The sequence below is a fragment of the Eoetvoesiella caeni genome, from assembly GCF_003315175.1.
Classification (GTDB): domain Bacteria; phylum Pseudomonadota; class Gammaproteobacteria; order Burkholderiales; family Burkholderiaceae_B; genus Eoetvoesia; species Eoetvoesia caeni.
Genome location: NZ_QNRQ01000018.1, coordinates 1 through 21,329, shown reverse-complemented (window position 1 = coordinate 21,329; position 21,329 = coordinate 1). Strand labels below are relative to the sequence as shown.

23 protein-coding genes are annotated in these 21,329 nt (G+C 54.6%); 20 read left to right on the top strand and 3 right to left on the bottom strand.

All coding sequences use genetic code 11. The features are described from left to right. Nucleotides 1-266: 266 nt before the first annotated feature. The 19 genes from DFR37_RS20715 (at nucleotide 267) to DFR37_RS20625 (ending at nucleotide 16,306) form a co-directional block, all read left to right on the top strand. Nucleotides 267-1,334 carry a site-specific integrase gene (locus DFR37_RS20715; protein WP_113935084.1) on the top strand — a complete coding sequence of 356 codons (1,068 nt, stop codon included), beginning with the start codon at nucleotides 267-269 and terminating at the stop codon, nucleotides 1,332-1,334. A 146-nt stretch (nucleotides 1,335-1,480) separates the two neighbouring features. Beyond that, a complete protein-coding gene (locus DFR37_RS20710) occupies nucleotides 1,481-2,038 on the top strand; it encodes a Panacea domain-containing protein (RefSeq protein ID WP_113935083.1) in 558 nt (185 codons plus the stop codon). 567 nt (nucleotides 2,039-2,605) lie between these two features. Beyond that, nucleotides 2,606-2,899: a plasmid mobilization protein gene (locus tag DFR37_RS20705; protein ID WP_113935082.1), complete on the top strand. Its 294-nt coding sequence runs from the start codon at nucleotides 2,606-2,608 to the stop codon at nucleotides 2,897-2,899. A 56-nt stretch (nucleotides 2,900-2,955) separates the two neighbouring features. Then, a complete protein-coding gene (locus DFR37_RS20700) occupies nucleotides 2,956-3,618 on the top strand; it encodes a TrbM/KikA/MpfK family conjugal transfer protein (RefSeq protein ID WP_113935081.1) in 663 nt (220 codons plus the stop codon). A gap of 13 nt (nucleotides 3,619-3,631) precedes the next feature. After that, nucleotides 3,632-4,303 carry a lytic transglycosylase domain-containing protein gene (locus DFR37_RS20695; protein WP_113935080.1) on the top strand — a complete coding sequence of 224 codons (672 nt, stop codon included), beginning with the start codon at nucleotides 3,632-3,634 and terminating at the stop codon, nucleotides 4,301-4,303. A 90-nt stretch (nucleotides 4,304-4,393) separates the two neighbouring features. Next, nucleotides 4,394-4,714, top strand: a complete 321-nt coding sequence (locus DFR37_RS20690; protein ID WP_113935079.1) for a TrbC/VirB2 family protein — start codon at nucleotides 4,394-4,396, stop codon at nucleotides 4,712-4,714. 3 nt (nucleotides 4,715-4,717) lie between these two features. Continuing rightward, nucleotides 4,718-5,038 carry a VirB3 family type IV secretion system protein gene (locus DFR37_RS20685; RefSeq protein WP_113935078.1) on the top strand — a complete coding sequence of 107 codons (321 nt, stop codon included), beginning with the start codon at nucleotides 4,718-4,720 and terminating at the stop codon, nucleotides 5,036-5,038. An 11-nt stretch (nucleotides 5,039-5,049) separates the two neighbouring features. Continuing rightward, nucleotides 5,050-7,494, top strand: a complete 2,445-nt coding sequence (locus tag DFR37_RS20680; protein ID WP_113935077.1) for a VirB4 family type IV secretion/conjugal transfer ATPase — start codon at nucleotides 5,050-5,052, stop codon at nucleotides 7,492-7,494. An 11-nt stretch (nucleotides 7,495-7,505) separates the two neighbouring features. After that, the gene (locus tag DFR37_RS22875) at nucleotides 7,506-8,054 is read left to right on the top strand and encodes a hypothetical protein (RefSeq protein ID WP_147251649.1); all 549 of its coding nucleotides are present in this window, start codon (nucleotides 7,506-7,508) and stop codon (nucleotides 8,052-8,054) included. 189 nt (nucleotides 8,055-8,243) lie between these two features. After that, nucleotides 8,244-8,621 carry a hypothetical protein gene (locus DFR37_RS20670; RefSeq protein WP_147251648.1) on the top strand — a complete coding sequence of 126 codons (378 nt, stop codon included), beginning with the start codon at nucleotides 8,244-8,246 and terminating at the stop codon, nucleotides 8,619-8,621. A 65-nt stretch (nucleotides 8,622-8,686) separates the two neighbouring features. Continuing rightward, nucleotides 8,687-9,391, top strand: coding sequence for a TrbJ/VirB5 family protein (locus tag DFR37_RS20665; protein WP_113935074.1), 705 nt, complete (start codon nucleotides 8,687-8,689; stop codon nucleotides 9,389-9,391). Between the two features lie 9 nt (nucleotides 9,392-9,400). Beyond that, a complete protein-coding gene (locus tag DFR37_RS20660) occupies nucleotides 9,401-10,354 on the top strand; it encodes a TrbL/VirB6 family protein (protein ID WP_113935073.1) in 954 nt (317 codons plus the stop codon). 93 nt (nucleotides 10,355-10,447) lie between these two features. After that, a complete protein-coding gene (locus DFR37_RS20655; protein WP_113935072.1) occupies nucleotides 10,448-10,585 on the top strand; it encodes a conjugal transfer protein in 138 nt (45 codons plus the stop codon). Between the two features lie 3 nt (nucleotides 10,586-10,588). Next, nucleotides 10,589-11,275, top strand: a complete 687-nt coding sequence (locus DFR37_RS20650; RefSeq protein WP_113935071.1) for a VirB8 family type IV secretion system protein — start codon at nucleotides 10,589-10,591, stop codon at nucleotides 11,273-11,275. 27 nt (nucleotides 11,276-11,302) lie between these two features. Continuing rightward, nucleotides 11,303-12,175, top strand: coding sequence for a TrbG/VirB9 family P-type conjugative transfer protein (locus tag DFR37_RS20645; RefSeq protein WP_113935070.1), 873 nt, complete (start codon nucleotides 11,303-11,305; stop codon nucleotides 12,173-12,175). A gap of 11 nt (nucleotides 12,176-12,186) precedes the next feature. Beyond that, complete coding sequence (gene virB10 / locus DFR37_RS20640) at nucleotides 12,187-13,347, top strand: type IV secretion system protein VirB10 (protein WP_113935069.1); 1,161 nt, start codon at nucleotides 12,187-12,189, stop codon at nucleotides 13,345-13,347. Next, nucleotides 13,325-14,344 carry a P-type DNA transfer ATPase VirB11 gene (gene virB11 / locus DFR37_RS20635; RefSeq protein ID WP_113935068.1) on the top strand — a complete coding sequence of 340 codons (1,020 nt, stop codon included), beginning with the start codon at nucleotides 13,325-13,327 and terminating at the stop codon, nucleotides 14,342-14,344. Before virB10 ends, virB11 begins: the two co-directional genes overlap by 23 nt. A gap of 147 nt (nucleotides 14,345-14,491) precedes the next feature. After that, complete coding sequence (locus DFR37_RS20630; protein ID WP_113935067.1) at nucleotides 14,492-15,409, top strand: TrfA; 918 nt, start codon at nucleotides 14,492-14,494, stop codon at nucleotides 15,407-15,409. A 357-nt stretch (nucleotides 15,410-15,766) separates the two neighbouring features. After that, nucleotides 15,767-16,306 carry a hypothetical protein gene (locus tag DFR37_RS20625; protein ID WP_242341933.1) on the top strand — a complete coding sequence of 180 codons (540 nt, stop codon included), beginning with the start codon at nucleotides 15,767-15,769 and terminating at the stop codon, nucleotides 16,304-16,306. Nucleotides 16,307-16,366: 60 nt separating this feature from the next. On the opposite strand, the gene DFR37_RS20620 is transcribed toward DFR37_RS20625, so the two are convergent. Both DFR37_RS20620 and pglZ read right to left on the bottom strand, forming a co-directional pair. Further along, a complete protein-coding gene (locus tag DFR37_RS20620; protein ID WP_113935065.1) occupies nucleotides 16,367-17,812 on the bottom strand; it encodes a TIGR04141 family sporadically distributed protein in 1,446 nt (481 codons plus the stop codon). Further along, a complete protein-coding gene (pglZ, locus tag DFR37_RS20615) occupies nucleotides 17,812-19,197 on the bottom strand; it encodes a BREX-3 system phosphatase PglZ (RefSeq protein ID WP_113935064.1) in 1,386 nt (461 codons plus the stop codon). Before pglZ ends, DFR37_RS20620 begins: the two co-directional genes overlap by 1 nt. Here pglZ and DFR37_RS20610 point away from each other — a divergent pair. Then, the gene (locus DFR37_RS20610) at nucleotides 19,192-20,250 is read left to right on the top strand and encodes a DUF927 domain-containing protein (protein ID WP_113935063.1); all 1,059 of its coding nucleotides are present in this window, start codon (nucleotides 19,192-19,194) and stop codon (nucleotides 20,248-20,250) included. The two genes, pglZ and DFR37_RS20610, sit on opposite strands and share 6 nt — an antisense overlap. Nucleotides 20,251-20,912: 662 nt before the next feature. On the opposite strand, the gene DFR37_RS20605 is transcribed toward DFR37_RS20610, so the two are convergent. Then, nucleotides 20,913-21,272, bottom strand: coding sequence for a restriction endonuclease (locus tag DFR37_RS20605; protein ID WP_113935062.1), 360 nt, complete (start codon nucleotides 21,270-21,272; stop codon nucleotides 20,913-20,915). Nucleotides 21,273-21,329: the final 57 nt, after the last annotated feature.

The window sequence follows — 21,329 nt, the reverse complement described above, 5'->3', positions numbered from 1 at the left end:
GCATCGGATGTTGCCTTTATCAGACGTTTACACTTTAAGTCCCCAAGGGTGTGCCCCTAAAAACAAGAAATCCCCAGAACCCTCATGAACACTGGCTTTGCGGTCATCCTGTGATTCCGGCCCCGGCACCAGCTTAAAATACTTAATATTTACAAGTGTTTAGCTGGGTTCAGACCTCTACCCCAAGACTGGGGGATTTTCCAAGATTGCGAGTTAGGTACAGTTTCGGTACAGTGGTGAAGCGTCGAGCATCATCCGGAGCCTGAATGGCCACTATCGTCAAGACTCCTTCCGGTACCTGGAAGGCACTAATCCGCAAAACGGGCTGGCCTACTACCGCCAAAACTTTCCGCACCAAAAGAGACGCCGAAGACTGGGCGCGCCGTACTGAAGATGAAATGGTACGCGGCATGTACATACACCGTGCGCCGGCCGAACGGATGACTCTTGAGGCGGCGCTGAAGCGTTATCTGCGGGAAGTTACCCCGACTAAGCGCGCATCGACCCAAATTGGCGAACATAAAAAGGCCCTGGCGCTGATTAAGCATTTGGGTAAGTATTCCCTGGCTGGCTTGAGCGCTGATATTGTCGCCCAGTACCGTGATGCGCGCCTGGCTGGTGATGAAGACGAGACCGGCAAGCGCGTACCGCGTAGCAATAACACCGTACGCCTGGAGCTAGCCCTACTTGGCCACCTATTCACCATTGCGATCAAGGAATGGGGCATTGGGCTGCCGTTCAATCCCGTGTCTAATATCCGCCGCCCCGCACCTGGTGCCGGGCGTAATCGACGGCTGACACCAGCGGAAAATAAACGGCTACTGATAGCAGTGGATGCCTATTCGAATCCAATGTTTAGCTGGATAGTACGGATCGCGCTGGAAACAGGGATGCGGCTATCGGAGATTGCTGGCGTGCGGGTTGGCCAGGTGGATATGCAAAAGCGAGTTGTGCGACTAGATATCACGAAGAACTCCTCGCCGCGTACTGTGCCACTGACCAAGGCTGCGACAAGCACGTTTCAGGCCGCACTAGATAATCCGATTCGGCCGCCTGAAACTGACCTGGTGTTCTTTGGTGAGCCTGGCCGTGATGGGGTCCGGCGGCCTTATCTGTTTGATAAGGCTTGGAATGATGCAAAGAAAGCTGCCGACCTGGTAGATTTTCGCTTCCATGATCTGCGACATGAAGCGGTTAGCCGACTGGTAGAGGCCGGGCTGTCAGATCAGGAAGTTTCAGCGATCAGCGGGCATAAAAGCATGCAGATGCTGAAGCGGTATACGCATTTGAGGGCTGAGGATTTGGTGGGGAAGTTGGATAAGCTGCAGGGCTGAGCGCCTATTTTCCTTCTATTACTTTCAGTTGGTGCTTGTTATGCATGGACAAACATGGACGTGATTTAAAAGAACCAATTTGACAACCAACCACCACAACTGACTTTCAGATTACCCAAAGCCACAGATTAAAGTATGCTATTACGATGCTAATCCATCACGAACGTGAAAAACTAGTAGAGGCAGTAAAGTTTTTCGCATTAAATACTCGTAAACTGGGAAAGACAAAGCTTTATAAGCTATTGTATTTTCTCGATTTTACCCACTACCGCGACACTGGAAGGCCAGTGACGGGAATGGAGTATTTTGCTTGGCCTATGGGGCCGGTTCCTGTCGAATTTCACAATGAATTAGACAACCCAAGTAAAGACTGGGAAGGGAACTGCTTATTCAAGTCCATTCCTGTTCGTAATGGCAAGGAAATGCTGTCGGTACAAGCACTAAACGAATTTAACCCGTTGCATTTCTCGAAAAGAGAAGTACGAATCATGCAAGAGCTCGCGTCGGAATTTCGTGACGCGACCGCAGACGAAATGGTTGAGCGCACCCACTTGGAGAATCTTCCCTGGCATCAAATTTACGAAGTTGAAAAACGCAAACAGCAACAGATCCCCTATGCAATGTCTTTGCGTAAGCAAGACTTTGAGCACATGGTTGAATCGATAAAAGATCGAAAAGAAATAATAGCTGTGCTGGAGAAGTAAGTTGAGGCCAGGTGTAATACTTCTACATAAAAACTTCGTTTTTTCTGATGGAACGACTAAAGACAAATATTTGATTGTTCTCGGACAAAGCGCAGGGATAGCCATCACGGTCAAAACAACATCCAAAGGCCACAGATACAGAAATGATCACGGCTGCCAGTCTGGCAATTATTATCCGGCCTTTCTTTTAACTGCTGGTTGTTGCTCCCTGCCCTTGAACACTTGGGTATGCCTCAATGAGTTCTATGAGTTACAAGAAACTGAGCTGACTCAGGGAATATCTAATGGAGAAGTTTTTCGGTGTGGATATCTCGATAGTGAACTAACGAAAGACCTTCAATTTTGTGCCACAGGGTGCGACGATATATCCCCCCATCAAGAGTCGATAATTCGCACAAGCTCCTAGCCCTCCGTAATATCTAGCTTCTCGCCGGCAATGGCAGTTGTCAGCCTCAAGTTAACGCATCTGACAGCACATGACAGATCGGGTCTAGATTAATACATCTCAGACAATAATCGTTGTACCGACACAGCGCTGCTGCGTTACCCCATCCACAGGTAATCCCCATGAACGAACCTCTCTCCGAGGTCATCCGTATCCGGGTGACCTCGTCTCATGCTGCCCGATTGGGCGAAGCTGCTGCTCTTTCCGGGCTATCCCTCTCTAACTATATAAGACGGCGACTGTCTGCCGACGACACGCTGCAGGAAGAATTAACCCTGCTACGCCAGATCGTGGCCGACTTGGGACATCTGCGCGATACTCGCCAGGCCACCATCGAAACCGCTCATCTGGTGCGAGCCATGGCCAAGCCTGAACAGATCGCCATCGCTCAGCAGACTCTGCAGCGTCAACGCTGACCCATCCCCGGCCTTTCCACCGCCATCTGCTTTACCCCTTCCCCGGAGACATCTTCATGCAATCCTTTCCCGCCTTGCGGGCAGGGACGCTGGCGCTCGCCTGCGTCCTAGCTCCAGCCACCCATGCTGTCGCTACTGACCTGCTCACCGGTATCCCTCGTCTGGCTTGCGAAGCAACGCTGTGCCTATCCTCCGGCTTGCGACCCAACGAATGCAGCCCATCGCTGGATCATTACTTCGACATCAAAAAATACAGCAAACATGGCCTGGACTGGTCAGCAACAGCCGACGCCAGACGCTCTTTTCTATCTCAATGCCCAGCATCAACCGATCAGGGCATGCCAGAACGCATTGACGCCATCTCACGCGGGGCCGGGAAATGCGACCCAGATTATTTGAACCGTACCTATGCCGATACGGCCTACAAATGGCGTAAGCACGAGTTCGGCGGCGACAGCGGGCAGACCGTTTACGAAGTCCATCCGCTTCCTACTGTCACACTCGATCAATTGCCCACGTATTGTGTCGTTTACAACGATCACTCCTGGACTCATGAGCTGTCTGTGCGCTACGTAGGGAGACCCACCATGGGCGGGCACTGGGTCAAAGTTGAAGATTACGACGCAGCACAAGCCAAATGGGATGCCGATCATGGCGGCATTTGGGCCAGCGGCTGGAATTTCTCTCTAACCGATCCCAGGCATAGGGCCGATCACTGATAGGGGCCACTCCATGATCGCAGAAATTGCTGCCTTGGCCCTTGCCTGCGCACCCAATATTCACCCGATAACGCTACATGCTTTGATCAGTCATGAGTCTCGCGCTCGACAATACGCCATCGGCGTAAACCGCAAGGGCATGCATCTGCAACAACAGCCTCGAACGTTGACGGAAGCCGCCGAAGCAGCTCAACGCCTCATTGATCAAGGTATCGACTTCGATGCCGGTTTAGGGCAGATCAACGTACGAAACTGGGCCTGGCTAAACCTGGACGCCAAAACCGTCTTCGATCCCTGCCGCAATCTGGCAGCTGCCCAGACGGTGCTTGCAGAGTGCTATGCCAGATCATTGTCGCGACACAAGGCCCCACAACAGGCCTTGCGTGCAGCACTGTCCTGCTACAACACCGGAAATTTCACGCGCGGCTTCACCAATGGGTATGTTGGCAAGGTTCTGGCAAAGGCCGACATCAAGGTGCCTGCTTTGACACCCCTGAAAGCAGAAGAGTCTCACCCCACAAGGGATGGCGAATCGCCGAAATCACCGTCAACACAGACTCCAGGCCACGAAGCGCCTGCTCAAGTTGAAGGGACGCCAGACGGCTTCATTGCTAACCCGGTTGTAGACGGCTTTGTACAGACGCACGACAAAGAGTCAGAAACTGACCAAGGCGCAGCGCTCTAACGCCTGCAGGGCCATGCCTCAACCGCTCCATCTTCCTACCACCACCTATGACCCCAACGCCACACGGCGTCCTGGGGCAGGAGTCTTTTCATGTCTCTACTGAAACAATTCAGAATGGCAGCACCCTCCCTACGCATGATTAGCAAACTGGCTACGGCCTGGCTACTGATTAGTATCCATCAGGCTGCACTTGCCCAGTCCATTGGCGGTCTGTCCAGGGCGCAATCCACACTACAGACACTCAAAGACAATCTTGATGTGATTCTGCCCATTGCCGCCGTCATCATCGGCGTCATCATCTTCGTACTGTATTCCGCAGAGGTCATGCGCAAAGATGATGCCATCCGTTGGGGCATCGGAGTTCTGCTCGCGGGATCTGCCGCAGAACTGGTCATGCTGCTCTGGAAGTAAGCCATGGCAGCCAACTCCTATCCCGTCTTCAAGGGACTGGGCCGAAAGGCCACGTTTATGGGTATCCCCACCACGCTGTTGCTCGGAGCCTTCGCCTGCGTAGCGATCATCGCCATGATGGCTGGCTTGGCTTGGTGGGGATTGCTTTTCCTGGTCATACCCGTGCTTGCTGTCCTCACCCGTGATGACGATAAGGCGCTGGACGTGCTCTGGCTTGAATTCAAGACACGGCGTCGCAACCGCAATCAGCGTTTCTGGCGCGGATCCAGCTACGCCCTGCAGGGTTATCACCGGCACCGGCCCTGGCGCCACCTCATCAAATAAAGGAAGATTCCATGACTGCTGCTGCCACCTTAGCTGTGGACGAACGGCGCGTATCGCGTTACCTGCCCTACTCTCATCATGTCACCGATCAAATTATTGCTTGCGACAACCACGAGTACCTGGCCGTTATCAAGGTAGCGGGCCGCACCCCAGACGCCTATGCGCAAGACGAACTGAAAGAATGGATCGAAGCTCTGCATAACGTATTGCGCGGCCTACCCATGGGAACACTTGGTCTGTACTCCCACATCGTCCGTCGCCGAGTAACGGAATATCCCGACAGCACTTTTACCCAGCCATTTGCCAGCCGGTTCGATGCAGCTTATCGGGCGACGTTTGATGCCTCCGGCCTGATGATTAACGACCTGTACCTGACGATACTCATTCACCCGGTTCAGGACCCGATATTGGGCACCTTCGCCAGCCTAGAGAAGGCTGACGCCCAGCGCGTTGCGCTCTGGCAGGCCGAATCCATCGAACGGCTGAACAATATCTTGCGAACCATGACCGCCGGCCTATACCGCTACGATCCTCAGATTCTGGGGATTGTGGATCGCAAGGGTTTTGCCTTTAGCGAAGCCGCAGAGTTTCTGGGGTATCTGCTCTGCGGGGTTCATCGGTCGGTGCCCATCAGTCGGGAACGCTTGCGTGAAACGCTCCCCTTCGCTCGACCGATTTTTGGCCGTCGCGGAGAACTCGGAGAACTGCGCAGTATTGCGAACTCCCGCATTTTCGGCATGATGGAACTGCGCGACTACCCCGAATCGACCAAACCTGGCCACCTGGACCGCTTGGTGAGCCTGCCACATGAATTCGTACTCACCCAATCCTGGGGTAGCCATACAGGGGCAGCCGCCAAAAAATTGGTCAAAAAACACCACAAGCTGCTGGTTGATTCCGGTGACGACTCCACCAGCCAAGTTGCCCAGCTGGCCGACGTCATGGACGACCTAACTTCCGCCCGCCTCGGCCTGGGAGACCATCACGCCACATTACTGGTCTATGGCGACACCGCAGAAGAGGTACGCCAGGCGCTGGCTCAAAGCGCTACAGCACTGGCCGAAGATGCCATTGGCTTCAGACCGCTGGATCGAGCGTTGGAAGCCGGTTTCTGGGCACAACTGCCCGGCAACTGGCACTGGCGGCCGCGCCCCGTACCGATTACCTCACTTAACTTCCTGTGCTTTTCCAGCCTGCACAATCAGCTGATCGGCAAGCCAGTCGGGAACCCCTGGGGACCGGCAGTTACCCTGCTCAAAACCCAAACGGGTAGTCCGTTCTTCTTCAATTTCCATGCCTCGACGGAGGACATGGATGAAACTGGCAAACGACGTCCGGGCAACACCATGATTATCGGCATGACCGGCACGGGCAAGACTGTCCTGCAAGGAATGCTGCTCACTCAAGCCCAGAAGTTCGGCGCGACCTGCGTAGTCTGGGACAAGGATCAGGGCATGCAGGTACTGATCATGGCGCTCGGCGGCCACTACTTCAACATCCACCTTGGCGAAGCAACAGGTTGGAATCCATTCCAAATAGAGCCTACCAAAGGGAATATCGCGTTCATGGTGCGCCTGGTCGTATTCCTGGCCGAACGCAGGGGTGAAACGCTCACCACGCGCCAGCACGCTGACATCACGCAGGCAGTACAGCAGCTGGTCACCCTAATTGACCACGACGCCCGCACACTTTCCACTTTGAATACGTTGCTACCTAACCCGTACAGCGAGGATGAAACCACAAGCACTGTACATGCTCGTTTGGCCCCATGGTGCCAAGGAGGGGAGTACGGCTGGGTATTCGACAACCCTGCTGATAAGCTGAACCTGGCCAATGAAGTAGGTAAGCCCGCTATCTTCGGCTTTGACCTCACCGAGCTGCTGGACGATGACGCGGTACGAGGCGCGGCAACGATGTATCTAAAGCACCGTATTGACGCCCTGCACGATGGCCGGCGCATCATCAATCTGTACGACGAGTGTCAGCACCCATTGAAAGACCTGCACTTTCAGGATGACATGCAGGATGCCAGCCGCACGATTAGGAAGAAAAACGGCGTACTGGCCTTCGCCACCCAAGAGCCGGGAGCCATCATAGATAACCCGGTCGGCCCCTCTCTGGTGCAGCAAACAGCCACCTTAGTCCTGTTGCCCAATCCCAGGGCCAAGGCCCGCGACTACATCGAAGGCTTTGGCCTGACGCCCGCCGAGTTCGAGCTGCTCAAAACCCTGGGCGAGGCCAGCCGCAAGTTCCTCATCAAGCAGGGATCCAGTGTCACGGTCGCCCAACTGGACTTGTCTGGTTGCGAAGACGAACTGCTGGTGTTCTCCGGCAGCCCCGACATGGCCGAGATAGCAGAGCAGGCCGTGGCCCAGGCCGGGCATGACCCTGCTGTCTGGCTACCTGTGTATCTGGACACTGTCAGGCAAAGCCGTCAGATAACCACCACCCCTTAGAAAGGTGAACCATGAAACAAGACACCCTAGATCGGGAGAAACAGCGGGTAGCGCTTGAACACAACTCGCGCCAAGCACAGGCCAAAGACGATCGGCAAGCAGCAAAGGATCAGGAGTTCTATACCCGTCTGGGGCTTACAGACCCTGACACCGACACTCTGGAAGATACCTTTGTAATTTCCATCCATTGTGAACACTGGACGCATCAGGAACTGGAAGCAGGCGAAGCCAACACCCGAGAAACCGAACTTGACTACGTCACGGTCGGTGCGGACGATTTGGTGCGCCATAGCCGAAACTACGGTCTTTCCGAACCATCTTGCACCGATCCCAAGATGAGTCCGGACATCTGGTTCCGCTCCACTTATCCTCGCGAAGATCGTACTTATTTTGAACAAGGTGTACAAAAATATTACAGCCTGCACGTCCATGACGTGAACGGGCATCCACCTGAACCTGCTGATTATCAGCGGATAGCCAACTTGCTCAACGTACGCTTTGATCACCAAGCTTTCCAATTACAGGAAGCAAAGCAGGAGGGCCCAGACCTATGTCTGTAGTGCCTTCCATAAGCAAACGGCCACTCCTTCCAATGAAGCCTTGAGCATGACGATGGGGAACAATTTGAAACCTGACAAACGAGCCTACTGGCGTACAAAGACCCAACACGTCAGCAGCGTGGCCAACATCTAGGCAGCCTTCAAGCATTGCCAAGAGAACTCGGACAACCGTTAACCATAGGAAACCCAATGAATCGACGACATTTCATCACAGCCGCCAGTGCTACTGCTCTGCTGAACTTCCTGACTGGATGCAAAACAGAACCAGGTGGTGAAAAATTTCTTGGGTACTGGAAGTCAGACAAAGGAAATCACCCAGTGCTGGTCCATATCGAGCGTAACGGCGAGAGTTTCCTTTTCCATGAAACAGCATGGAGCATTGTCGGAAAGGTGGGGTATCGAACTCGCACCGTACCGGCTGTCATTAAAGAAGCCGACAATATACTGGTCATAAGCGAGACTGTTCATTTGGCATACGACGAAAAGGAAGATGTGATCGTCTCGGGTCGCATGAAAGCCCATCGCATCACCGAAACACAATACCAAAGCGCTACCAACAAGACGTAACTCTTTCCCGCGCAATCCACAGGCCGGCGTTCGTCGGCCTTCGTGAACATCCTGGAGTCTCATTCATGACACGCTGCAAGTCGTTTGCGGCGGGCATAATCCTGTCCGCCGCATTTGTAAATTCTGCCCATGCCAACGGCATCCCCACCGTCGATGCTGCAACGATCGTCCAATTACAGGAACAACTACTGACCGCCCGCGATCAACTGAAAAACCTGACTGATCAGCTAGCTACCGCCAAAAGTCAGCTAGCAGCCTTCACTCAGTCCAGCGGCTACGGCAACGTCGTCGGCAACGACGATATTCGGAACCAACTGCGCGCAGCCCTGCCATCCAATGCTCAGAGCCTACTAGATCGGTCGGGAGGGTCGAACCTGGATGGCGATGTAGGCCGTATCACGGACGAGGTGATGGCTCACGTGAATTTCCAGGAAGATCGCCAGAAACTGTCCAAGCGCTCTTTGAATATTGAGGCTACATCCAAAGCTATGAGCGAACGGGCCTATGACGCCATGACTCGACGCCTAGCCAACGTCGATGCTTTACAGGACAAGATCAATCAGACAACGAACCCTAAGGAAATCGCTGAGCTACAGGCTCGTATTCAGATAGAGCAAGCGAACATTCTAGCGGAGCAGACCCGGATTCAGCTCGCGTCCCAACAACTAGAAGCCGAGCGCAATCTATTGCAGGCAAGAGCGCAACAGGTGTATGGGGGCTGGTTTGGCAATACCACTAATGCAAGTGATGCGACCAACCCTGCAAAGTGAGGCGGCATCATGTCTAACCTAACTCCTACTGTCACCCCGCCGTCAGCACCCAGCGACATCGCCCAATGGGTCATGACCCAAACAGAAAATGTCCTGAATGACGCCGTGAATGGACCCATGCAGACCCTATTCGAGGCCTTGATGCCAGTCATCGTGGTTGGCCTCACACTTCAATTTGTCGTGTACGCGTTTGCCCTTATGCACGGACAGAGCAATATGACGGTGACTGAGTTCTTTCGCAAAGCAATTCTCGTGGCCATCATTTCGATGATTTTCGGGGTGGGTGGTCTGTACCAGAATGACATCGCCAAAGCTATGGTTGCGCTGCCAGATGATGTAACTGAGCTAGCAATAGGTACTGGCAACGTGGCTCACGAAGTCGACAAACTGCAAAGCGAAACTAGCGAGACGTCCAACACCATGCTAGGTGCTGGTGGAGGTGATTCCATGCTTGGCTTTCTTCCCTCAACCCAGGAAGTCCTCGTCAGCATCTTAGCCACGCTGGTACGCATCAATGCTGCCGTCTTGGGCAGCATCATTATGGTGATCATCGTGGTCTGCAAAGTGGGGATGGCACTCATCGTCGCTGCCGGACCAATTTTTATAGCAGCTACTCTGTTTGAACCCACTAAACCGTTATTCAACAGTTGGATTTCACAGGCCCTTAACTTCGTGTTTCTGGCGCTGCTAGCGGGGCTCATCTTTGGGTTGCTGCTACAGATAAACATTCAGCTTATTCGCATGATCGCAGGCCAAATCAACGCAGGCGATCAGGACATTATGTCTCTCTTCGGAGCCCAAACACTGGTAGGCATCGCCAGCCTCGTAATCATGGTGATGATCCCAGGCCTGGCTGCCGGTCTATCCAACGGCTTCGGTGCTCAACTGGGCGTCGGAACCGCAGCCAAAGGCGCTTTCTCCATCCTGCGGCTGCGCAGCATGTTACGCCTGCGCGCCAAGTAAGCAGGTCTCGTTACCGGCCAACACCAGGCCGATCCAATCTCTTCAAATTCCCCCATCCACCTGCCAGTCGAGCCGGTTAGGAATCCTTTATCCATGAAAAAGATCATCGCCACCCTGGCGCTGGCCGGGCTACTGGCTGGCTGCGCCTTTCATGCTCCCCAGCCGCCACAACCCGCCGATACGCCTCGCGTGCCAGTGAACGCCACGCCGCCGCATTTCAAAGGAGTCTGATTCATGTCTGACCCACTCAAGTCCGAAGACATTGCCGCCTACCTGGAGCAATCGCGCGGCCTGGAGCGCGATCATCTGGGTGAGCTCGTGCGCAGCCGAAAACGCGCCTGGCAGGTAGCCATTGCGTCCGGCCTCATTGCTTTCGCTTCCGTTGCCGCCGTGGCCGGTCTCACGCCGCTCAAGCAGCCGCCCGAAATGTATGTGGTGCGGGTGGATAACGCCACTGGCACCATCGAGCATGTCAGCAGCCTTGGCCAGCCCATGGAAGATTATGGTCAGCGTATCGCCAAGTATTTCCTGAATACCTATGTGCTGAACTGCGAAGGCTATAGCTGGCAAACCATTCAGGAGCAATTCAACACCTGCGCCCTGCTTTCCTCCGCGCCGACTCAGATCCAGTATGGCAAACGATTCGAAGGCCCAGACGCTGTCACGACGCGCCTTGGTGCCCAAAGCTCCGTGGACGTGCAAGTTCATTCCATCACCCTGGGGGCCAACCAGGCTGCCATTGTCCGTTTCACCAAGACGGAGCGGGAAGTCAGCACGGGAAATATCAGCAAGGTCCGGCATCTGATCGCCACCATGGCCTACCAATACACCAACGTTCCCCTCACCGAAGAAGTCGCCCGCCTAAACCCGCTGGGCTTTCAGATCATGCGCTATGACTTGGCTGCCGACCTATCTCGCTGACACCGACAAAGCTCAGAAGGAATCCTTATGTTTGAACATTTCCCCAGTCGGCAGGCGCTGGCTTTGTTTGTCTGCCTGGCCGTTCCTACCAGCGTTTTGGCACTGGAAACACCTCGCAATTCACGGCTTGACCATCGCGTGCGCTATGTGAACTACAACACGGCCAACGTCATCCAGCTCGATGCCGTCATCGGCGTGGCCACTCACATCGTGCTCGAACCCGGCGAGCACTATGTCTATCACGTCTTTGGCGACAGCCAGGCCTATGCGTTTACGCACAAGGACAATCATTTGTTCTTCAAGCCGACAGCAGAAGATGCCAACACCAACCTAATCGTGGTCACCAACCGTCGCGACTACAGCTTTAGGCTCTCATATAGCAGCAGCCACAGCTCACCGGCCCTTTACAAGCTTGTGATCCGTTACCCAGAAACTGAAGCCAAACAACGAACTAAAGCCACTCAGAAGGCGGCCATTGAACGATCCTTGCAAGCCACTGGCGCAGCCTTGAAGTGGCAGTCCTACACCCGCAGCGGCGATGCAGGCATCGCACCCGTGCATGCCTGGGACGATGGCCGTCAGACCTGGCTGCAGTTCGCCCCGCAGGCCGACATTCCCACTGTGTATCGCGTCACACCAGATGGCCAGGAAATCATTACGAATTACCACATGGCAGATGAACGCACCATGGTGCTGCGTCGCACTTCTGCGCTTTGGCATCTTCGCCTGGGCGAGCAAGTGCTGGCCATCTACAACGGCGCCTACGGCACGACAGCCGCACCAGCACATACCGGAACTACATCGCCATCCGTGAAGCGCCGCATCAAAGGTGCCGCTGCCGAACAACCCGCCGCTGTGGCACCCGTACCCACCATACGGATACGCGAAGTCACGCAATGAAGGAACACCCCATGACGGAAAAGGAACAAGGCTCAGATCCAGCAGCAGCCAGGCATCAAGATGATGATTTAGCCCACGATCACCCATCAAACCAACCGCATAGTGAGCTGGAACGGGAGACGGTCGATTTGGACACAACCGGGCACAGTACGCCTAGGGGTGCTCGTGCCTTCCTCTGGCTCACAATATTAATCGCGCTGGCTGTGGCAATCGGCGTGCTCGTAAAGACCTGGAGCCGTGGGCCCCGGGAAAAGGAGGATACCGGGTTGGAGGTCGATCAAAGCGGCATCACCAATCGCCTTAAAGCCCCAAAGGTCGAACGCCCCGCGCCACCACCATCCGTGCCTCAACCGGCCGCTGAACCCGAGGCTGCGCGAAGCTATTACGTTCCGCCACCGATGCCAAGTGCGCCAGCGCCCATCAATGAAGTCGCCCAACGACGACTGGCCAGCCCACTGCAAGCAGGCGGCAACGACCAAAGCGGCGCGACGACAGATCAAGCGAGCGGCAAGCAAGGCCCGTATAGCGATGCTGGCCCCTTAGCTGACAAACTGCGACCGCTAGAGCTTTCCCCTTCCGTTGCAGGCCAACTGGGCGACCGCAATTTTCTACTGACCCAAGGCACCATGATTGACTGCACGTTGCAAACCAAGCTCGTCAGCACCCAGGCCGGGCTGCTGACCTGCTTAGCCACGCACGAGGTCATGAGCGCCAACGGCAAGGTCAAACTGATTGATGCTGGCTCCAAATTCACGGGATACCAGTCCGGCGGCATACAGCAGGGCCAAGCCCGCGCCTTCGTGACCTGGAATCGACTGGAAACCCCTACCGGTGTCATCGTGAATCTAAGCTCGCCCGGAACGGGACCCTTGGGCGAGCCAGGGCTAGACGGCCATATCGACAACCACTTCTGGGACCGCTTTGGCAACGCCATCCTACTTTCCCTGATCGGTGACTTGGGCAACTGGGCATCCAATCAGGGAGAATCGGGCAGCAACAACATCCGTTTTGATAATACGAGCCAAGGCGGCCAGGAGGCCGTCTCCAAGATTCTGGAAAAGTCCCTGGATATACCCCCTACCCTTTACAAAAACCAGGGCGAGCGCATTGGCATCATGGTCGCCCGCGATCTGGATTTCAGCAAAGTCTATGAGCTCGAACCCGTCCCCTGAACCTATTCCCTTTGATCGTGCCATCGCTGTTCGTACATTTCTACGCCCGTTGGCCGTCCACCTGCACGACCCTACCGTGACTGAAATCGCCATCGTGCGCCCTGGTGAGCTCTACACCCGCACGCGCGGAGCCTGGCAGTTGCACGAGTGCGCTCAGCTTTCCTATCCTCACCTGGAGGCCCTGGCTACGGCCTTGGCCGCCTACAACCACATGGCACGCAGCCCCATTCAGTCGGTCGTCCTGCCCGACGGTGAGCGTGGCCAGATCGTGCAGCCTCCGGCCTGCATCGACGGCACGCTGGCCATCAATATCCGAAAACACGCCCAAGTGGCCCTCTCCCTGGAGGAGCTGCAGGCGCAAGGCGCTTTTGAAGCCACCCACGACGCCACCGCCGATTGCGCAGCAGGCGGCCTCTCGAAGACCGACCAGACACTCTTGGCCCTAAAGGCGGCTGGCGACATTCCGCAATTCCTTCATGCCGCTGTCCAAGCACGCAAGAATCTGGTCATTTCCGGGGCGACAGGTTCCGGCAAAACCACCTTTGCCAGATCACTCATCGACCGGGTGTCCATTGATGAACGCCTGGTCACGATTGAAGATGTTCATGAACTCATTCTGCCTAGGCATAGAAACCGTGTTCACCTGATGTATGGCGGAACGCGGGGTCGCGTCTCGGCAACGGCGAGCCTGGCAGCCTGCATGCGCTTGTCGCCAGATAGGATATTCCTGGCCGAGCTGCGCGGCCCTGAAACCTGGGATTACTTGGCGGCATTGAACACCGGCCATCCAGGGTCGGTCACCACCACCCATGCCAATGGGGCGACCGATACGTTTCATCGCTTGGCAGTGCTTATCAAGCAATCGCCTACCGGCGGCAACCTCGACCTGGCAACGATTCAAGCATTTCTGCGCCAGACCGTAGACATCGTGCTGTATTTCGAGCGGTTTCAGCTGAAAGAGCTTTGGTTTGAACCCTCGCGGCAAGTTAGCCGCTGACCCGCCGCTAACGACGCCCTAACAGGCATTTGTCCCAATCCCTTTGACCTGGCTTCCTATTGCCTAGTCATCCCTACCCCTGAATCCGTGTGAGGCACTGCACACGCTCCGGGCAGGCCTTGTATGGGCTCGTCTGGAGTTTTACCCATGACCTCATCGACTCGCCTGCCCTTTCATCGGGACAGCAATCTGCTGCGTCTGTCGGCTGCCATGCAGCGCGCCCAGCAAAAGGCCAACCAAGCCTTGGCCGCCGCCGCAGAAAAGCAAGCAGTCACCCCTGCCCCGTTCATACTACCCGGCATCAATGAAACGGCCCGAGCCATTCCCAACTACATCGCCCGAAGCGCCATCTTTGCGCCGGTTCGCCGGGGCTGGCGCACCCTACACGACGAGACCGTGTTTCTGGAAGGCAGCAACATCCTGCTTAAAGGATCCGGCAAGCAGTTAAGTGAGGATCACGCCGACATCTGGATGCATGCCATGTACTTGCAGACCACGGCCCTGTTGGGCGAAGCGCCAACCATCAACCGGGCGGATTTCCTACGCGGCATGGGCAGACCCACAGGTGGCAGCGCCTATGAATGGCTGCATGAAGGCATGAAAGACCTGGCCCGCTTCTCCCTGTGCATTGAGGCCCGTAGAAAGGATGGCTCGGTCAAATACAGCTATGGTAACCACCCATCGACCCGAGTCCTCGCGATGCTCGGCGGCTTCGATTATGACGAACCCTCCGGCAGTTACACGATCTACGCTGACCCTCGCTGGGCACAGATTTTTAGCAACCGGGAGTACGCCCTGGTGGACTGGACCAAACGCCTGCATATGCGACATGATCTGTCCAAAAGCCTGCAACGCCTGATTGGTACCTCTTCCGACATCCAGCAAAAGTACAGCCTGGACATTCTGAAGCAACGCGCTCAATACACCGGTCGCATGCGTGATTTTCGGACAAGTCTGGAACGTAGTTTGACGGAACTGGAAGCCCTAAAAGTGATCTCAGAGCCACGCATAGAAACCGCAATCAAGGGCCACGAGCAAGCAGTTTGGACACGGCTGGATCGGTAAATATTCCATCGTCATAACATCGCGCAAGTGTTCTTAAAAGCCGATTCTCAGGCTGTGGATAAGTGCTGATTGCCGTCGTCATAGCATCGCGCCTGCATCGTCATAAGATCGCGGCTTATCGTCATAACATCGCGCTTTCTCGTCATAGCATCGCGCATCATTTCTGGAAACCTGCATGAACAGGCGCTTTCCAGCCATCAAAACGCCTTCTACCTTATTTCTACCTTATTACTACCAGCAAGGCCTGTGGATAAGTCCAACCTGCGCTCCACCTGATCGCAACACATTGCCTGCACAACCCACGCCGTTTTGAATTGTCACGTTGGGCAACCGCATCGCGGCTGCATCGGTCTGCAAGTGACCACATCCGCCCTTTCGGACACACCTCACCCTCATCCCCCATCACTGCCCTTCAAGCTGCTGGGCAAAGGAGTCCTCATGCACTCGACCATCGACACCCGGATATTGCACATCGTGCAACAAGCCGCCCACTACGGCATTGGCACCATGAGCCTGGGCGAAGCACTCACTGCCGCCCTGGTGTTGGATCGCAGCGACTGGCTGCGCGAGCGCGGCTACAGCATCGCCCAAGCCCTGGATCGCATCGGCCCACACTGGGCTGCACGCCTCTGCGAAGTCGCCCGGCAATTTCACACTGAAGTGACTCACGCCCGACTCCGGTTTTCCTTCGAGATCGTCCCCCACCACTCGGACTCCGGCGGCTACACCCTGCGCCTGCTGAGTGACGGTCACGAAGTCGGCGGCGGACGTTTCTCCGCACGCGGCAAGTCCGTCCAGTTCGCGGACGAACAGTCTGCCTACGACGAAGCGCTGGCTGCAGGTTGCTCCTGGCTGGCGGACAAGCAGACCCGGGTCTTTCCTGATCTGTCGCACTAAGCGGCACTGTCTCTAACCAAACTCCTGGAAACCTATGTACTCACCCCAACCCGTGTCTCGTTATCGGGCCGTACTTTCTGGCCTTGACCCACGCATCAGCCTTTCAGCCCAACTACGCGCACTGTTTCCAATGATCGAAGCCGAGTTTGCTGCAGGTGTGCCACACGCCGCCGTACTGGAGGATCTGGCCGCTGCAGGTCTGACCGTGCAACGCAGCACCTTCGCTATCACGCTGTACCGCTGGCGTAAAGCCCAGCGAACAGCAGCTGCCAGCCTTCCGTCTTCCACGATGAAACCATCACCCCCTCCTGCTGCACTTGATGCCATCCAAGGCCGACCGCGCAACATCCAGACGCCCGGCGATCTACGCAAAATTCGCGACATGCAGATAGACCTGGAGGCCCTGCGTCGTGAAGGCTTGGCCAGTCGTATGAGACCCTGTGCGGCCAGATTAACACCACGCAGCACAGTTCGCGCCTTCTTGCGAAACGCTTTATCGCCTAGCATAATTTCGGCAGCTACCCCTCCCTGAGCGAATAGGTGGCTAAGTCCAGCCGATCCACCCTTGCGATGCTTTACGTGCACCAACTGCTTAGCAGGGGTCAGGAGGTCGCAGAGTTCTATGGGTGATGTGGTGCGGTTGGTCTTAACAAGTCTCTTGTCCAGCAGAAAATATCCGTACGCTGCAGCCGCTCGAATATTGTAGTCACCCTCAGACTCAATTTTCGATTTACCGTCCTCCTCCCATATTTCAACTGTCGGGAATGGAAGAGTGGATATTGGGACTAAGTCCAATGTCTCAGCGACTCGACCAATAAATGTTGCGTCGACTTCATACCACTTGCCATCAAAGATGATCTTCGTTTTGTCGCCATCGAGGATCTCGAAGTAAATACAACGATATACCGAGTGTTCGGTGATGTCGCCATCGACGTCATGGACAAAAAGTCGATCACGCTTGAGGCCTTCAACGGTTAGATGGGCGAGATCAGGAATGGTATCGATATAGTCGTCCGATTCGATGACGGGGCGCACACCGTTCTTATTCCGAGTAAAGCTGAAGCCTACCGTCTCACGATCACCATATTTTTCTTTAAGCCTATTAAAGACCTGTGCTTGCGTGATTTGATCTTGCAAGTTAAGTAGTCGGCCCGTCTGTTTTGCGACGTTGAGCCAAAACGGATATGAAGCCGAAATTACCGCCCAATGCAAGGGGAGCCACTCCGTTGGTTTTATGTTCTTCGCTAAAGTCAAAGCATCGTCACGAAATGATCGCAGATCCCTTTCTGGCGCAAACCATGAAGCAAGGAGAGAGATAGCCATGCCATATGTCTTTTCGCCCCTGCGGCCTACCCCACCACTTTGCTTCTGTGTGGACAAATAATCATCTAACTCAGAGCGGATTTCTGTTTCGGACAAGCCTGCCAGCATCATCCGGACAGTTAGATCCATCCATTCCTTTTGAATCGTTTGCTTAATACCTAATTTTTCGTGCCTTTGAGCCATTACCTACTCTTTCTCTCAAATTTCACCAAGGGCACGATGACTTCTTCGATGGCTATACCACCGTGACCTACGATAGCCTCTCCTGGGCTGACAAATGCGTCGTGACCACTAGCCACCAGAGGGAAATAGTCCGCTGGCAATCCGACCGGCTGCCACTCGTGAGCAAACGGGAAGGCTCCTGCGACCTGAGCGCGAAGCTCCGGAGTGGGGTATACACGAACACGCTCGCCACGAGTTTCAGCAATTACACCTTCAGATGGGCGGCCTTTGCCGTCGCATTGGATGTTGCCATGATCGGCGGTCAGCCAGACCTCATAGCCGTATTCCAATAGTTGGCCCACCAGCGCAGCCAGGAAACCACCCTGACACCATTGCTTGATTTGGTTGTGCATCCCAGCTGAGCCAAGTTGCATGCCGTGCATGATCTTGTCAACCTTATCCACGACCAGCCCCACCGCCTTGGTTTTTCCAGGATTGATGAGGGAGTCAAGGACGTTGGAAACATCATCGTCCACGCCGGACATGGCGATACCGCTTTGAACCCAGGATCCGGCATCCACTTCAATGCCTTTAGCCTCGACAGGTGTGAGTTTCCCCTCCAGGAACAGGTTGTCGATGTAGACCTTGATGTCCTGATGATCGAACGGCAGGCGATCAGGGCCGGGATATTTGAGGCCGTATTCCGGCGAATCTTCCCGTACTTGGTTGATGCTGCCGAGCCTGGCAAGAAATAATGGCCAGCGTTCCTGCAAAAAGGCGAAAAAGGCGTCATCATCCGGAACTATTTCAGAGAGCGGCCAGGTCTTGAATCCATCGCGGCCTTTAAGTACTTGGATTAGCCGCTCGGCCAGCATTTGCGGTAGTTGAAGTTTGCCGTAATGCAGACGAAGCAAGGCACGAAGCAGCTCTACCTCGTTGGTAATCAGTTCTGCGGCAATGCCAAACACATAACAGAGAATAAAATCCTTAGTCGCGTTATCGCCCATGGGGTCTGGCGGCGACTTACACTGAGCCTCAAAAAGCCTGTCCAACAGGCTGCGATCGAGCTTCTCAATGACAGGATAACTCAGGTTGGGAAAGAGATCTCCCAAATTGAACGTCAACTTCCTGCCCGCCTGTAGCAGGTCGTAAGGCAAGGATTCCAACTCCGCGTTCTGCAAGCGGAGGACCACCACCAGATCGGTGTGCTCACCCCGGTCCCAAATCGAACGGTACTTGGACTCATAGGCGTATCTGAATTCGACCGGGTCACTGAACTCGATCAGGTCGAACCCGCGCCCGCGAAGCTCCAATGCCAGCTTCTCCTCAGTCAGCAGACAATCTGAGTCCGCGACTAGTGTCAACTTGCTGACGTTGGGCACAAAGTCGTTCAGGATGCCTTGCACAACGACATACTGTTGCCATTAGACGAGCTAGGACAGGCAGACCCCAAAACGGCAGGCGAAGCGGCTTACATGCTAGGCAATGGGCAGGGCAAGAGCCGTGCTACTAAAGACGGTGACGCAAGAAGCATAAAGCGTTGGCGGAATATTGTGCTCTCGTCAGGGGAAAAGAGCATGGCTACGATGATGGCACAAGCGGGGCATATTGTTATGGCGGGCCAAGAAGTACGTATGGTGGAAATACCGGCTGATGCCGGATGTAGTTATGGCATATTTGAAAGCATCCATGCTGCTGCGTCATCGCAGATATTTGCAGATCAACTCAAAAGAGCTGTCTCGGAGCACCACGGACACGCTGGCCCTGCGTTTGTAGCGCAATTAGCGGATCCAGAGCTACGGCCAAGACTCATCGAGCAAACCCGTCGTTTGATCAAGCAATTTGTGAATACGAATGTACCTACTCAGTCGGCAGGTCAAGTGGCTCGGGTTGCAGATCGCTTTGGCTTGGTTGCAGCGGCAGGTGAGCTGTGCATTGAACTTGGAATATTGCCTTGGCCCGAGGGTGAAGCCTTCGAGGCGTGTCATAAATGTTTTAAAGCATGGATTGATCTGCGGGGCGGGGTGGGAAACCATGAAGCCGAACAAGCCGTTGCCAAAGTTAGACACTTTATCGAAATGCACGGGGAAAGCCGTTTTACCTTGTTGTCGCCAGGCATTGAAAATAGTGGATACAACAAAACAATTAATCGTGCGGGTTTTCGTCAGCAGGTCGGTGAACAAACCGAGTACTTTATTTTCCCCGAGGTCTACAAGTCCGAAGTATGCTCAGGCCTGAATCCCACGTATGTCACGAAGGTCCTGGTGGAACGCGGATTTTTGGCCACGGCTAAGGATGGCAAGCCGCAAGTTGAAAAGCGGCTTCCAGGGATCGGTAAAACACGTGTTTATCACTTGACGGCGGGTTTTCTTGCTGGTGGTGTCTCCCAATACGAAGAAAAGGAGACGGCTATGCGACAGGCTGAGGTGGTGAATATGGCCGTAAAGTATAGCGTTTAGCTAATGTCTCCTATGTCTCCCATGTCTCATCAAGAAAAGTATATGGCTTGGTTTTTTGATTTCCAGATATCGGTCTGCATTTTTCTGAAAATAAAATTTTGTTAGGCGACACGGGAGACATGGGAGACAATTTGTCGAAAGGCTCACGAACATTAGCTTTGCTAAAAACCCAGGCGAGAATACTTCATGCGACACGAAGGAGACAGGGAGACATGAAAACAACTTGGCCAGATTCTGCGGCACTGAGCGTTGCCCCTGTAAGTTCTAAAAGCCGCGTAGATAGCCTTCGCTGGCTAAAGCTTACAAACATGCTTGCGGTCGTATGCTTGGCCTTGCTGGCATTCAATGCACCGGAAGCCTATGCCTGGGGTGGCCTGCAATCTCAATCCATTAGCGGATTCAGCCGGTACTGCACATACAGCGATGGTGGCGTACTTACCGTTGGTAGTACTGAACTATGCCCCATCAATAATTCCGGCGTTTTCCAGAACCACGGTTCACCCACAATAACAATCGAGAACCGGAATGCTGGCTTCGGGTCATTAACCGATCAGCGCGTCCAAGGTTTCAGTCGATACTGTTCTTACTCGGACGGGGCTGTATTGACCGTTGGGAGCACTGAGCTTTGTCCGTTGACCGATAAGTAAGGTGAAAACTGCGGCTTAGACAGGCCAGTAGATTTTGGTCAAAGGCAGCAATCCCTTGCCTTTGCTATCCATCTCGTCGTAGTGCTCAATAATGCTATATACCAAATCATTTAAGGCCATCAACATCACAGGCTCCTTGGCTCGCTCTGCCTCGTAACGTGCTTCTTTCGAAAAACCACCAGTGCTGACATAAAGTCCTTTATCGCCGCTGCGAAGTCCACCAATAAAGCTACGTATTTCGTTGCTGCCCATTTGCTCAGTGCGATGCTTTACTTCAACCAAGATACGCGGCGACTCGAAGCCCAAGCCATCAGGAGAAGCAACTATGTCCTTACCACCTGAGTTCGACAGTTTGAACCCCTGGTTCGAGATCAAACACCCTGTTCACGCGGGTTTCGGTCTTTTTTGATCTTGATTTTGTAATGGCACGCT

What these genes read in the sequence shown, in the direction of transcription:
- DFR37_RS20715 (WP_113935084.1), top strand. Translation starts at nt 267, where the DNA reads ATGGCCACTATCGTCAAGACTCCTTCCGGTACCTGGAAGGCACTAATC.
- DFR37_RS20710 (WP_113935083.1), top strand. Translation starts at nt 1,481, where the DNA reads ATGCTAATCCATCACGAACGTGAAAAACTAGTAGAGGCAGTAAAGTTT.
- DFR37_RS20705 (WP_113935082.1), top strand. Translation starts at nt 2,606, where the DNA reads ATGAACGAACCTCTCTCCGAGGTCATCCGTATCCGGGTGACCTCGTCT.
- DFR37_RS20700 (WP_113935081.1), top strand. Translation starts at nt 2,956, where the DNA reads ATGCAATCCTTTCCCGCCTTGCGGGCAGGGACGCTGGCGCTCGCCTGC.
- DFR37_RS20695 (WP_113935080.1), top strand. Translation starts at nt 3,632, where the DNA reads ATGATCGCAGAAATTGCTGCCTTGGCCCTTGCCTGCGCACCCAATATT.
- DFR37_RS20690 (WP_113935079.1), top strand. Translation starts at nt 4,394, where the DNA reads ATGTCTCTACTGAAACAATTCAGAATGGCAGCACCCTCCCTACGCATG.
- DFR37_RS20685 (WP_113935078.1), top strand. Translation starts at nt 4,718, where the DNA reads ATGGCAGCCAACTCCTATCCCGTCTTCAAGGGACTGGGCCGAAAGGCC.
- DFR37_RS20680 (WP_113935077.1), top strand. Translation starts at nt 5,050, where the DNA reads ATGACTGCTGCTGCCACCTTAGCTGTGGACGAACGGCGCGTATCGCGT.
- DFR37_RS22875 (WP_147251649.1), top strand. Translation starts at nt 7,506, where the DNA reads ATGAAACAAGACACCCTAGATCGGGAGAAACAGCGGGTAGCGCTTGAA.
- DFR37_RS20670 (WP_147251648.1), top strand. Translation starts at nt 8,244, where the DNA reads ATGAATCGACGACATTTCATCACAGCCGCCAGTGCTACTGCTCTGCTG.
- DFR37_RS20665 (WP_113935074.1), top strand. Translation starts at nt 8,687, where the DNA reads ATGACACGCTGCAAGTCGTTTGCGGCGGGCATAATCCTGTCCGCCGCA.
- DFR37_RS20660 (WP_113935073.1), top strand. Translation starts at nt 9,401, where the DNA reads ATGTCTAACCTAACTCCTACTGTCACCCCGCCGTCAGCACCCAGCGAC.
- DFR37_RS20655 (WP_113935072.1), top strand. Translation starts at nt 10,448, where the DNA reads ATGAAAAAGATCATCGCCACCCTGGCGCTGGCCGGGCTACTGGCTGGC.
- DFR37_RS20650 (WP_113935071.1), top strand. Translation starts at nt 10,589, where the DNA reads ATGTCTGACCCACTCAAGTCCGAAGACATTGCCGCCTACCTGGAGCAA.
- DFR37_RS20645 (WP_113935070.1), top strand. Translation starts at nt 11,303, where the DNA reads ATGTTTGAACATTTCCCCAGTCGGCAGGCGCTGGCTTTGTTTGTCTGC.
- virB10 (WP_113935069.1), top strand. Translation starts at nt 12,187, where the DNA reads ATGACGGAAAAGGAACAAGGCTCAGATCCAGCAGCAGCCAGGCATCAA.
- virB11 (WP_113935068.1), top strand. Translation starts at nt 13,325, where the DNA reads ATGAGCTCGAACCCGTCCCCTGAACCTATTCCCTTTGATCGTGCCATC.
- DFR37_RS20630 (WP_113935067.1), top strand. Translation starts at nt 14,492, where the DNA reads ATGACCTCATCGACTCGCCTGCCCTTTCATCGGGACAGCAATCTGCTG.
- DFR37_RS20620 (WP_113935065.1), bottom strand. Translation starts at nt 17,812, where the DNA reads ATGGCTCAAAGGCACGAAAAATTAGGTATTAAGCAAACGATTCAAAAG.